At 61.4% G+C, this 13,118-nt stretch carries 7 protein-coding genes; all 7 read right to left on the bottom strand.

From position 1 onward, the window contains the following. Positions 1 to 71: 71 nt before the first annotated feature. Entirely contained in the window at positions 72 to 1,538 is a 1,467-nt protein-coding gene (locus M5C71_RS12750) for a lytic polysaccharide monooxygenase (RefSeq protein ID WP_152737752.1), read from the bottom strand. Positions 1,539 to 2,199: 661 nt separating this feature from the next. Next, the gene (gene hemE, locus M5C71_RS12745; protein WP_121136088.1) at positions 2,200 to 3,267 is read right to left on the bottom strand and encodes a uroporphyrinogen decarboxylase; all 1,068 of its coding nucleotides are present in this window, start codon (positions 3,265 to 3,267) and stop codon (positions 2,200 to 2,202) included. A 236-nt stretch (positions 3,268 to 3,503) separates the two neighbouring features. After that, a complete protein-coding gene (locus tag M5C71_RS12740) occupies positions 3,504 to 4,922 on the bottom strand; it encodes an FAD-dependent oxidoreductase (protein WP_103495026.1) in 1,419 nt (472 codons plus the stop codon). Between the two features lie 33 nt (positions 4,923 to 4,955). Further along, complete coding sequence (gltB, locus tag M5C71_RS12735) at positions 4,956 to 9,404, bottom strand: glutamate synthase large subunit (RefSeq protein ID WP_103495027.1); 4,449 nt, start codon at positions 9,402 to 9,404, stop codon at positions 4,956 to 4,958. Between the two features lie 349 nt (positions 9,405 to 9,753). Further along, a complete protein-coding gene (locus M5C71_RS12730) occupies positions 9,754 to 11,337 on the bottom strand; it encodes an AAA family ATPase (protein ID WP_248767967.1) in 1,584 nt (527 codons plus the stop codon). A gap of 10 nt (positions 11,338 to 11,347) precedes the next feature. After that, positions 11,348 to 12,448 carry a 3-dehydroquinate synthase gene (gene aroB, locus M5C71_RS12725; RefSeq protein ID WP_103495029.1) on the bottom strand — a complete coding sequence of 367 codons (1,101 nt, stop codon included), beginning with the start codon at positions 12,446 to 12,448 and terminating at the stop codon, positions 11,348 to 11,350. A gap of 149 nt (positions 12,449 to 12,597) precedes the next feature. After that, positions 12,598 to 13,116 carry a shikimate kinase AroK gene (gene aroK, locus M5C71_RS12720; RefSeq protein WP_103495030.1) on the bottom strand — a complete coding sequence of 173 codons (519 nt, stop codon included), beginning with the start codon at positions 13,114 to 13,116 and terminating at the stop codon, positions 12,598 to 12,600. Positions 13,117 to 13,118: the final 2 nt, after the last annotated feature.

Raw genomic sequence — 13,118 nt, 5'->3', positions numbered from 1 at the left:
ACCCGGTAACAATATCGCCCATAAACCGAATACGCCGGGCTGCCCAGCAGCCCGGCGCTGAACGCCAGGGGTTATTTAGCGATCCAGGCATCCGTCCAGCTTGATCCGACACCGGGTACATAGTGATGGCTGTCGATCTTGCACCAGTCACCTACGGGGAGCGGCTTGCATTCGTAGACGTTACCGTCCCTGGACAAGACCTTGGTCCCGGGCTGATAACTTGCAATACCTTGCGGATATTTGAAGTCGTAATCCTGGCTGCCACCCTCACCGCCGAGCTCCACGGATGCCAGATCCTGACGAGTGGTACGGCCATCGACGGTCACGCCGATCAACTTGAGCTGGTGGATACCCGGCTCGCTATGCACGTCCATGTTCAGCCAGGTGCTGCCGGCCTCCACGAGTTGTGTCAGGGTGCCCACTGGAACTGGATTGTTGGCGGCATCGAAGAGCTCGGCCTTGATATCCATTTTACGGTTGGTTAGCACCGGGAAAGGCATCGCCAAGCGTCCTTCCTTGAGCTCAAAATTGGTGCCGATAGCGGAAATCCGCATGCTCGCATCAGCGTCTTCCTGCATCAGCACATCGAGCTCATAACGATTCACACCGCTTTCAGCCTTGGCGAACAGCTGGTTAACACCCTTGATCGGTTCGATGGCACCGTCTTCGCCACGGACACCGGCACGGACCAGCGTCTGGCTCCGGTTGATTTGCTCGGCCAGCTTGAACGACCAATTCTCCGGCTTGCCGTCCTCGCTGTCGGCGATGGTGATTTCAGTGCTGTACTCGGCACTTTCGCCCTCACCGGTCATGGCGCGGGCCTTGACCTTGTCGCCGGCCAACAGGGCCTGGGTCGGTGTGATATTACCGACGGTTTTCCAACCATCCGGCGCCTGTTCCTCGGCCACGATATTCACGTCGACCACGTTGTGGAACGCGCCGCCGGTGTCAGCCACGGTCCACATGCCGAGGATCACGTGATACCCGCTCTTGTCGGCAGGAATCTCGCACGGGTGCTTCTCGCGAGCTGGCCCGTCACTGCCCTGAGGCTGATCGGTGGGCAACCGCCCGCCCGCATCCACGGAGCAGAACGGAGTCAGGTCGAACGAAGCGCGTGTCAGGGCCTGGTTGGCGTTCCAACCGTTCCTTGTGATGAAGTACTCATACTTGGTCGCCGGGTGAGTGGCCCTGTAGTACCAGTCAAAGTTGATCGTACGGTCCGTGATTTCGGTCTTGTACCAGCGGCTCGCCGACTGGATATCCAAGGGCGAGAACAACGCGATCCCACCACTGGCGATCTTGCCGTCAGCCACCCCGCCATTGGGGAAACCCTTGGTGGTTTCACCGACGCTTTGCGGCTCGTACTGCGCTTGACCGCAGTCATTGTTCAAGCCCTTCTGGCAGGCAAACGCCCGGGACGGCGGATCATTCAGATAACCGTGCGCGGCGACATGCTGTGAGGCGACCAGGGTCGCGATCACCGCCAGGGAAGAGACACACCCCGACGCCTTGCCAAGTGCCGACATCTTTCTTTTCATGCGATTCAACTCCAGACTTATCCTGTTTATCGGGTTGCCGGACATCCCTCCAAGATGAACGACTCCCTTTCTACTTCCATCGGTGTTCAATCAATCCGAGCCGCCGTCCTGACTGCAAAGATCAACCGCGAAAGTTCCACGCCCCACCGGCGTCACTTCTTGGGTTTCTTACAAAAACCATTCTTACAAAGACATCCTCGTCCGCCGGACAAACGCCAGCGCCGTATAAACGATTACATTCAAAAATATTGACTATCAGAAATCTGGAGTCTTGAGTGCCGCTCCACACATTGAATGTCGGAGTACGCATTGTACGAACTTACATTTTTTTATATGTAGGAAAGATCCCATGAAGACGCGCGACAGCTCTGCACTTCACTTATTCACACGAGCGCCTCGATTTTGCCTAAGATTCTGTAACTAGACGCGACAAACCTTGAAGACATAGAACAAATATCTCCGTATTAACGTTCAGAAAAAGAATACTCCGACATCTCATGGAAGAAGACGGTATGGCATTTTGACAATCCGACCAGATGTCCGGATGGCGATCCGAATATATGACGCCGAATGAACCGGTAGCATCAGGAAAAGCAAAAACGCGAAGGACTAAACGCAAAAACCCCGCCGAGGCGGGGTCATTGAGAAAACGCGGGGAAGATCAGCGATGGTACTGCGCGGAGAACTCGTGCACCGCGTTGATAAACGCACCGGCATGTTCCGGGTCGACTTCCGGCGTGATGCCGTGGCCGAGGTTGAACACATGGCCGGAACCTTCACCGTAGCTGGCGAGAATACGCGCCACTTCGGTACGGATGGCCTCGGGCTTGGCGTAGAGCACGGTCGGGTCCATATTGCCCTGCAGGGCGACCTGGTGACCGACGCGACGACGGGCTTCGCCCAAATCGCAGGTCCAGTCCAGGCCCAGGGCATCGGCCCCTGCCTCGGCGATGCTTTCCAGCCACAGGCCGCCGTTCTTGGTGAACAGGATCACCGGCACCTTGCGCCCTTCGTGCTCGCGGATCAGGCCGCTGACGATCTTGCGCATATAGGCCAGGGAGAACTCCTGGTAGGCCGCTGCCGAGAGGTTGCCGCCCCAGGTGTCGAAAATCTGCACGGCCTGGGCCCCGGCGAGGATCTGGCCGTTGAGGTAGGAAGTGACCGACTGCGCCAGCTTGTCCAGCAGCAGGTGCATGGCCTGTGGGTTGTCGTAGAGCATGGCCTTGGTCTTGCGGAAGTCTTTCGACGAACCGCCTTCGACCATGTAGGTGGCCAGGGTCCAGGGGCTGCCGGAGAAACCGATCAGCGGCACGCGGCCATTGAGTTCGCGGCGAATGGTGCTGACCGCGTCCATGACATAACCCAGGTCCTTCTGCGGATCGGGGATCGGCAGGGCCTCGATATCGGCCAGGGTGCTGACGACTTTTCTGAAGCGCGGGCCTTCACCGGTTTCGAAGTACAGGCCCTGGCCCATGGCGTCGGGAATGGTCAGGATGTCGGAGAAGAGGATCGCGGCGTCCAGGCCCGGATAACGGTCCAGGGGCTGCATTGTGACTTCGCAGGCGAACGACGGGTTCATGCACAGGCTCATGAAGTCGCCGGCCTTGGCGCGGCTGGCGCGGTATTCCGGCAGGTAGCGACCGGCCTGGCGCATCATCCACACAGGAGTGACGTCCACGGGTTGCTTGAGCAGGGCACGCAGGAAACGGTCGTTCTTCAGGGCAGTCATGTCGGCATCCGGAGAAAAAGTGCGGGCATTTTCTCAGAGCGCGACGCAAAAGGCACGGCAAGAGCCGTGCCTTTTGTCTATCGGGTCAATTTGTCGCGGGCATCAGGCGATGCGCACCCCTGTAGGAGCGAGCTTGCTCGCGATGGTGGCTCAGGCGCCGCGGGGCATCAGGTGCCCCGCGTCATCGTTGACGTCCATCGCGAGCAAGCTCGCTCCTACAGTGGGTCAGGTACCGATCAGAGACCGAGGTAGTCGAGGATCCCTTCGGCGGCATTGCGCCCTTCGAAGATCGCCGTCACCACCAGGTCGGAACCGCGCACCATATCGCCACCGGCAAAAATCTTCGGATTGCTGGTCTGGTGCTTGAACTGGGCCTGCTCCGGAGCCACCACGCGGCCCTGGCTGTCGGTCTCGATGCTGAACTGCTCGAACCATGGCGCCGGGCTCGGACGGAAACCGAAGGCGATGACCACGGCGTCGGCCGGGATGATCTCCTCGGAGCCCGGGATCGGCTCTGGGCTGCGACGGCCACGGGCGTCCGGTTCGCCGAGACGGGTCTCGACCACCTTCACGCCTTCGACCTTGTCTTCACCGACAATCGCGATCGGCTGGCGGTTGTAGAGGAACTTCACGCCTTCTTCCTTGGCGTTCTTCACCTCTTTGCGCGAACCGGGCATGTTCGCCTCGTCACGACGATAGGCACAGGTCACCGACTTGGCGCCCTGGCGGATCGAGGTGCGGTTGCAGTCCATCGCCGTATCGCCACCACCCAGTACCACGACCTTCTTGCCCTTCATGTCGACGAAATCTTCCGGCGACTTTTCAAAGCCCAGGTTGCGGTTGACGTTGGCGATGAGGAAATCGAGGGCGTCGTAGACGCCCGGCAGATCCTCACCGGCAAAGCCGCCCTTCATGTAGGTGTAGGTGCCCATGCCCATGAACACGGCATCGTATTCGGCGAGCAGTTGCTCCATGGTCACATCCTTGCCCACCTCGGTGTTGAGGCGAAACTCGATGCCCATGCCGCTGAAGACTTCGCGACGATTGCTGAGCACGGTCTTTTCCAGCTTGAACTCGGGGATGCCAAAGGTCAGCAGACCGCCGATTTCCGGGTTCTTGTCGAACACCACTGGGGTCACCCCGCCGCGCACCAGCACATCGGCACAGCCCAGGCCCGCAGGCCCGGCACCGATGATCGCGACGCGCTTGCCGGTCGGCTTGACCTTGGACATGTCCGGACGCCAGCCCATGGCGAACGCGGTGTCGGTGATGTACTTCTCCACCGAACCGATGGTCACCGCGCCAAAACCGTCGTTGAGGGTGCAGGCACCCTCGCACAGACGATCCTGCGGGCACACCCGGCCGCAGACTTCCGGCAGGGTGTTGGTCTGGTGGGACAGCTCGGCGGCGGCGAGGATATTGCCCTCGGCCACCAGCTTCAGCCAGTTGGGAATGAAGTTGTGCACCGGGCACTTCCATTCGCAATACGGGTTACCGCAACCCAGGCAGCGGTGGGCCTGGTCGGCCGACTGCTGGGGTTTGAAGGGTTCGTAGATCTCCACGAACTCTTTCTTGCGCTGACGCAACAGTTTCTTCTTCGGATCCTTGCGCCCGACATCGATGAACTGGAAGTCGTTACTCAGACGTTCAGCCATTACAAAAACCTCATCAAACTCTTCAGGCGCATATCACTGCGGGTTCGCACGGATGCTGGAAAGCAACGATTTCAGGTTGGCAGCCTTGGGCTTGACCAGCCAGAAACGACGCAGGTAATCATCAAGGTTTTCAGCGAGGTTGCGACCCCATTCGCTGTTGGTTTCCTCGACGTATTCGTCCAGCACATGCTGCAAGTGGTTGCGATAGGATTCCATCGCTTCGCCGCTGATCCGCTGGATCTCGACCAACTCGTGGTTGACCTTGTCGACGAAGGTGTTGTCCTGGTCGAGCACGTAGGCGAAACCGCCGGTCATGCCCGAACCGAAGTTGTAGCCCGTCTTGCCCAGAACCGCGACAAAACCACCGGTCATGTATTCGCAGCAGTGGTCGCCCGTGCCTTCGACCACGGTGTGGGCACCGGAGTTACGCACCGCGAAACGCTCACCCGCCGTACCCGCCGCAAACAGCTTGCCGCCGGTTGCGCCGTACAGGCAGGTGTTGCCGATGATGGCACTGTCTTGAGTCTTGTAGATGCTGCCTTTAGGCGGAACGATCACCAGCTTGCCGCCGGTCATGCCCTTGCCCACGTAGTCGTTGGCGTCACCTTCGAGGTACATGTGCAGGCCACCGGCGTTCCACACACCGAAGCTCTGACCCGCCGTCCCTTTGAAGCGGAAGGTGATCGGCGCCTTGGCCATGCCCTGATTGCCGTGACGACGGGCGACTTCACCGGAGATCCGCGCGCCGATGGAACGGTCGCAGTTGCAGATATCCAGGGAGAAGTCCGCGCCGCTCAAGTCGTTGATCGCCGGCAGGGCCATCTCGACCATCTTCTCGGCCAGCAGGCCCTTGTCGAAGGGCGGGTTGCGCTCGACCTGGCAGAACTGCGGCTTGTCCGCCGGGATGTGATCGCTGCCCAGCAGCGGCGTCAGGTCCAGGTGGTTCTGCTTGGCGGTTTCGCCTTTGAGGATTTCCAGCAGATCGGTACGCCCGATCAGTTCCTCAAGGGTACGTACGCCGAGCTTGGCCAGCCACTCACGGGTTTCTTCGGCGACGTAGGTGAAGAAGTTCACCACCATGTCGACGGTACCGATGTAGTGGTCCTTGCGCAGCTTCTCGTTCTGGGTCGCAACGCCGGTGGCGCAGTTGTTCAGGTGGCAGATACGCAGGTACTTGCAGCCCAGGGCGATCATCGGCGCGGTGCCGAAGCCGAAGCTTTCGGCGCCAAGGATGGCCGCCTTGATCACGTCGAGGCCGGTTTTCAGGCCGCCGTCGGTCTGCACCCGGATCTTGCCGCGCAGGTCGTTGCCACGCAGGGTCTGGTGGGTTTCGGCCAGGCCGAGTTCCCACGGAGCACCGGCGTATTTGATCGAGGTCAGCGGTGAGGCACCGGTGCCGCCGTCATAACCGGAAATGGTGATCAGGTCGGCATAGGCTTTCGCCACACCGGCGGCGATGGTGCCGACGCCGGCTTCCGCCACCAGTTTCACCGAGACCAGCGCCTTCGGGTTGACCTGTTTCAGGTCGAAGATCAGCTGCGACAAGTCCTCGATGGAGTAGATGTCGTGGTGCGGCGGAGGCGAGATCAGGGTCACGCCGGGTACCGCATAACGCAGCTTGGCGATCAGGCCGTTGACCTTGCCGCCGGGCAGTTGCCCGCCTTCGCCGGGCTTGGCGCCCTGGGCCACCTTGATCTGCAGCACTTCGGCGTTGACCAGGTATTCCGGGGTCACACCGAAACGGCCGGTGGCCACCTGCTTGATCTTCGAGCTCTTGATGGTGCCGTAACGTGCCGGGTCTTCACCCCCTTCGCCGGAGTTGGAACGCGCACCGAGGCGGTTCATGGCTTCGGCCAGGGCTTCGTGGGCTTCCGGCGACAGGGCGCCGAGGGAAATCCCCGCCGAGTCGAAGCGCTTGAGGATCGACTCCAGCGGTTCGATTTCGCTGATCGCCAACGGCGTCTCCAGGGTTTTCACCTGGAACAGGTCGCGGATCATCGACACCGGACGGTTGTCCACCAACGCGGTGTATTCCTTGAACTTGGCATAGTCGCCCTGCTGCACGGCGGCTTGCAGGGTGCTGACCACGTCCGGGTTGTAGGCATGGTATTCGCCACCGTAGACGAACTTCAGCAGGCCGCCTTGCTGGATCGGCTTGCGCGCGCTCCAGGCTTCGCCGGCCAGCAGTTTCTGTTCGGCTTCGAGGTCGACGAAACGCGCGCCCTTGATCCGGCTCGGCACACCACGGAAGCTCAGGTTGACCACTTCCTCGGCCAGGCCGATGGCTTCGAACAGTTGCGCACCACGGTAGGACGCGATGGTGGAAATCCCCATTTTCGAGAGGATCTTCAACAGGCCCTTGGTGATGCCCTTACGGTAGTTCTTGAACACTTCGTAGAGATCGCCCAGCACTTCGCCGGTACGGATCAGGTCGCCCAGCACTTCATAGGCCAGGAACGGATAGACCGCCGACGCACCGAAGCCGATCAGCACGGCAAAGTGGTGCGGGTCGCGCGCGGTGGCGGTTTCCACAAGGATGTTGCTGTCGCAGCGCAGGCCTTTCTCGGTCAGGCGGTGGTGCACGGCACCGGTCGCCAGGGACGCGTGCACCGGCAACTTGCCCGGGGCGATATGGCGGTCGCTGAGGACAATCTGGGTCCGCCCGGCGCGCACGGCTTCTTCAGCCTGGTCGGCGATGTTGCGCACCGCCGCTTCCAGCCCGACGCTCTCGTCGTAGTTCAGGTCGATGACCTGGCGAGCGAAACCCGGACGCTCGAGGTTCATCAGCGAGCGCCACTTGGCCGGGGAGATCACCGGCGAGCTGAGGATCACCCGCGAGGCGTGTTCCGGCGACTCTTCGAAGATGTTGCGCTCGGCACCGAGGCAGATCTCCAGCGACATGACGATGGCTTCACGCAGCGGGTCGATCGGCGGGTTGGTCACCTGGGCGAACTGCTGGCGGAAATAGTCGTACGGCGTGCGCACGCGCTGGGACAGCACCGCCATCGGCGTGTCGTCGCCCATGGAGCCGACCGCCTCGTAGCCCTGCTCGCCCAACGGACGCAGCACCTGATCGCGCTCTTCGAACGTGACCTGGTACATCTTCATGTACTGCTTGAGCTGCTCGACGTTGTAGAACGCCGAACCATGGTCGTTGTCTTCCATGGTCGCCTGGATACGCAGGGCGTGTTTACGCAGCCACTGCTTGTACGGGTGGCGCGACTTCAGGCGGTTGTCGATGGCATCGGTATCGAGGATCTGGCCGGTTTCGGTGTCCACGGCAAAGATCTGCCCAGGACCGACACGACCCTTGGCAATCACGTCTTCCGGCTGGTAGTTCCACACGCCGATTTCCGACGCCAGGGTGATATAGCCGTTCTTGGTGGTCACCCAACGGGCCGGACGCAGGCCGTTGCGGTCGAGCAGGCAGACCGCGTGACGACCTTCGGTCATCACCACGCCCGCCGGGCCGTCCCACGGTTCCATGTGCATGGAGTTGAATTCATAGAACGCGCGCAGGTCGGCGTCCATGGTGTCGACGTTCTGCCACGCAGGCGGAATCAGCATCCGCACGCCACGGAACAGGTCGATACCGCCGGTCACCATCAGCTCAAGCATGTTGTCCATGCTCGAGGAGTCGGAACCGACACGGTTGACCAGCGGGCCCAACTCGTCGAGATCGGGGATCAGGTCGTTGGCGAACTTGGTGCGCCGGGCCTGAGCCCAGTTGCGGTTGCCGGTGATGGTGTTGATCTCGCCGTTGTGCGCCAGGAAGCGGAACGGTTGCGCCAACGGCCATTTCGGCAGGGTGTTGGTGGAAAAGCGCTGGTGGAACACGCAGATCGCGGTTTTCAGGTTCGGGTCGCTGAGGTCCGGATAGAAGGCGGTGAGGTCCGCCGGCATCATCAGGCCTTTGTAGATGATGGTCTTGTGGGAAAAGCTGCAGATGTAGTGATCGGTGTCGGCGGCATTGGCCACCGACGAGCGACGACGGGCACTGAACAGCTTGATGGCGAAGGCCTGGTCACTCAGGCCCTCGCCGCCGATGAACACCTGCTCGATCTGCGGCAGACGCTCCAGGGCCAGGCGGCCGAGGACGCTGGTATCGATCGGCACCTTGCGCCAGCCCACCAGTTGCAAGCCGGCCGCGAGGATTTCGCGATTCATGTGTTCGCGGGCGGCTTCGGCTTTGACCGGGTCCTGGTTGAAGAACACCATGCCCACCGCATATTGCTTGGGCAAATCGCTACCGAATGTCGCTTTGGCGACAGTGCGCAGGAACTGGTCCGGCTTCTGGATCAGAAGGCCGCAACCGTCACCGGTCTTGCCGTCGGCGTTGATCCCACCGCGGTGGGTCATGCAGGTCAGGGCCTCAATGGCCGTCTGCAACAGGTGATGACTGGGTTCGCCCTGCATATGGGCAATCAGGCCGAAACCACAGTTATCCTTGAATTCATCTGGTTGGTACAGACCTGCTTTCATAGACACTTTCTCACCAGGCTGCCTCTTTATCGAGGCAAATTTCTTTTCAATTCAACCGCTTACCATCCACGCCGAACGTACGCCGGCTTTGCAGGGGCAAAAGGGAGGTCATTGTACACACCGACATTCACGCTCACAAATTTAGCGACGAAATGTCGAAAATTCATGTCGCATTTATGAAAGGTTTAAAGCGATATCTCGTGCTAGTCAAAACATTTTTGAATTTTGACCGTGACGACTCAAACCCACTGTGACGCAGACACCACAAGGCACGCGGCTTTGGAAGCAGCATGCCCTTGCGGAAATTTTGAGGTGCCGGGAAGGCGGCCTGGATAAGGCCGCCGATTCTTCAGCGAGTTGTGGCCAGGTCCTGTTGGACGCTGGCGACAGTACGAGGCCAAGGTTTACCAGCCTGAACCTTCGCTGGCAAGGCCTTGATGGCGCTGACGGCCGCATCGCGGCTGCCGAAGCTGCCGTAGGTGATCACGTAAAGCGGCTTGCCGTTAAGTACTTTCTTGAAATAACGGTACTCGCCGCCCTGCTCCTTGACGAAATTCTGCGCGGTGGTCTCGGAACTGGTGCCGAGGATCTGCACCACATAGTTGCCCGGCGCCTGGCCGGTGTACCAGCTGTGGCCGGTCGCGGCAGCCTTGGCTACCACGGCTGGCTTCTCAACGGCCTTCTCCGGCGCCTTGGCGACCGGCTTGGGCACCGGAACCGGGGTCTGGGCCGGTTTGGCGGTCGCTGCCTGGGCCGGCACTGGTTTGGCTACCGGAGTCGGTGTCGGGCCTGCTGGCACGCCGACAGGCGGCGCGGTGGTGGTGACGGTCGGCGGCTTGGCCGGACCACCGTCAACCGGAGGCGCGATGCCATCATCGCCTTCAATACTGCCACCCGCCGCTTCAGCCAGCGGACCGCGCATCACCGGCTGCGACTGGCCGACCAACGGTAGCGGCATCGGCTGCGAATTGCCGGCGAATTCCACCGTCGGATTACCCGAGGCGTTCGGTTTCGGCGCCTGCCCCAATGGCAGCTGCGCCTGCTCGCTGGCGGTTGTGCCGGCGGTGGCCGGCGCCTTGTTGCGCCCCGGAATCATCCAGGCCGCCGCGACGGCAACCACCACCACGGCGGACAACGCCAATACCTGCTTCTTAGGCATCTTGAACCCCATACTTGGACGCTTCACCGCGGAGCGGCTGGCGATCATCGCTTCGATCATGGCGTCACGGGCGACCTGGTTGATGTTGCCAGGCCAACCTTCGGCGCTTTCGTGAATCTCAGTGATCTGCTCAGCGGAAAAAAGTTCGATTCCCTGACCCGCGCCATCAAGACGCTGGGCCAGGTATTCACGTGTTTCTTCTTCGGTGTAGGGCTGCAATTCGATCACGTGGAAGCGTTCTTCCTCCGCGCCGTGCTGCTCCAGCGCCGCGATCAGCGACGATTCACCGAACAGGAAGACATGCGGGCGACCTTCCGGCGCGCCGGCCGCCAGGGCCAGCAGGGCCTCGACAGCGGAGTCGTCGAGCGACTCGGCATCGTCCACCAGCAGGTAGACTTCCTGGCCGGTCAGCGCCAGTTGCACCACCTGCTTGAGGATCTCCTGGATCTCGGCCTGGGCGACATTCAGCGCCTGGGCGATCTGGCGCAGCACACCGCCTGCGTCGCCGGCACCGCGCGCAGAGACCACCACGCTTTGTACCGACTGTTTGTTGGTACTCGCCACCAGCGCCTGGCGCAGCAGGGTCTTGCCGCTGCCCTGGGGGCCGGTGACCACCAGCAGCAACTGGCTGTAGCGGGCCAGGTGGTGCAATTGCCCGAGCACCGGCTTGCGCTGGGCGGGGAAGAATTTGAAGCCAGGCACCCGGGGAGCGAAAGGGTCGTGACTTAACTGGTAATGGCCGAGGAAAGCCTCGTCGGCATGCAAACTGGTCATCGGAATCCTATCAACCTTTAAGCTGAGCCAGAGTGCGGTAGTCCGCCCCCAGCGTGGCCTGTAGAACTTCTTTCGGATAATCGTCGGTTACCACGGCTTCGCCCATTCGGCGCAACAACACCAGGCGCAGGCGACCGTCGATCACTTTCTTGTCAATTGCCATGTGTTCGAGAAAATCGGCTTCGGTCATTTCTTCCGGCGGAATCACCGGCAAGCCGGCACGCTGGAACAGGCGAATACCGCGATCACGCTCCTGGGCACTGATCCAGCCCAGCCGCATGGACATTTCCAGCGCCATCACGGTACCCGCCGCCACGGCTTCACCGTGCAGCCAGACACCATAGCCCATGTGGGTTTCGATGGCATGGCCGAAGGTGTGCCCGAGGTTGAGGGTGGCGCGTACGCCGGACTCGCGCTCATCGGCACCGACCACCGCGGCCTTGGCCGCGCAGGAGCGCTCGATGGCGACGGTCAGGGCACTCTGGTCAAGGGCGCGCAACTGGTCGACGTGCTCTTCCAGCCAGGTCAGGAACGGCTCGTCGCAGATCAGGCCGTACTTGATCACTTCCGCCAGGCCCGCCGACAGCTCGCGCGGCGGCAGGGTGTTGAGGGTGGTGGTGTCGATCAGCACCACATTGGGCTGATAGAAGGCACCGACCATGTTCTTGCCCAGCGGATGGTTGATCCCGGTCTTGCCGCCCACCGACGAGTCGACCTGGGACAACAGGGTGGTCGGCACCTGGATGAAATCCACGCCGCGCTGGTAGCAGGCCGCGGCAAAGCCGGCCATGTCGCCGATCACCCCGCCGCCGAGGGCGATCACGGTGGTGCGGCGGTCATGACGGGCGGTCAGCAGGCCGTCGAAGATCAGTTGCAGGGTTTCCCAGGTCTTGAAGGCCTCGCCATCGGGCAACACCACCGAAACCACGGAATAGGCTGACAGACTGCGGGTCAGACGCTCGAGGTAGAGCGGAGCGACGGTTTCATTGGAGATGATCGCAACCTGCCGACCGGCAATGTGCGGCGTCAGCAGCCCAGGCTGGTCCAGCAGCCCTTCGCCAATGTGAATCGGGTAGCTACGCTCGCCAAGATCGACCTTAAGTGTCTGCATGTGTCCCCACAGTGAAGATGGACGCGTGCGTCCAGTCTCAGGATTAACGATTGTCGGCGGCGTCTGGTATCGACGCGGCCCGATGGCTTCAAGCCATGACCGACACCGAGCATGTCGGTGGTCGAGGATAGCGCATTTCCTCCCGCGCTTTAACGGGGAGGCAGCTGCTGCAAGCGTTCAAGGATGTCCAATACCACCATGCGTGGCGGCCGCTCATCGGTTTCCACCACCAGGTCGGCGATTTCCCGGTACAGCGGATCACGGATCGCCAACAGGTCGCGCAGGGTCTTGGCCGGGTCGGCGGTGCGCAGCAACGGCCGGTTGCGGTCACGGGCCGTGCGCCCGACCTGCTGCTCCACCGAAGCGTGCAGGTAGACCACCCGACCGCCGGCGTGCAAGGCCTGGCGGTTTTCGCCGCGCATGACCGCGCCGCCGCCGGTGGCCAGGACCACGCCGTCGGCCGCGCACAGCTCGGCAATCATCGCCTGCTCGCGGTCGCGAAAGCCGGGTTCGCCTTCCTTGTCGAAGATCCACGGAATATTCGCACCGGTACGCAGTTCAATTTCCTTGTCGGAATCTTTGAAAGGCAGGCGCAGCTCTTTGGCCAGCAATCGGCCTATGGTGCTCTTTCCAGCCCCCATAGGCCCTACAAGAATCAAATTTCGCACAG

The sequence above is a fragment of the Pseudomonas sp. MWU12-2345 genome (assembly GCF_023242385.1).
Lineage (GTDB): Bacteria > Pseudomonadota > Gammaproteobacteria > Pseudomonadales > Pseudomonadaceae > Aquipseudomonas > Aquipseudomonas gingeri_D.
The sequence above is the reverse complement of the archived record's forward strand: the minus strand, read 5'-3'. Positions and strand labels throughout refer to the sequence as shown.

Coding starts and splice junctions, on each gene's coding strand:
- aroB (WP_103495029.1), bottom strand. CDS start 12,448: ATGCAGACACTTAAGGTCGATCTTGGCGAGCGTAGCTACCCGATTCAC.
- M5C71_RS12750 (WP_152737752.1), bottom strand. CDS start 1,538: ATGAAAAGAAAGATGTCGGCACTTGGCAAGGCGTCGGGGTGTGTCTCT.
- hemE (WP_121136088.1), bottom strand. CDS start 3,267: ATGACTGCCCTGAAGAACGACCGTTTCCTGCGTGCCCTGCTCAAGCAA.
- M5C71_RS12740 (WP_103495026.1), bottom strand. CDS start 4,922: ATGGCTGAACGTCTGAGTAACGACTTCCAGTTCATCGATGTCGGGCGC.
- gltB (WP_103495027.1), bottom strand. CDS start 9,404: ATGAAAGCAGGTCTGTACCAACCAGATGAATTCAAGGATAACTGTGGT.
- M5C71_RS12730 (WP_248767967.1), bottom strand. CDS start 11,337: ATGACCAGTTTGCATGCCGACGAGGCTTTCCTCGGCCATTACCAGTTA.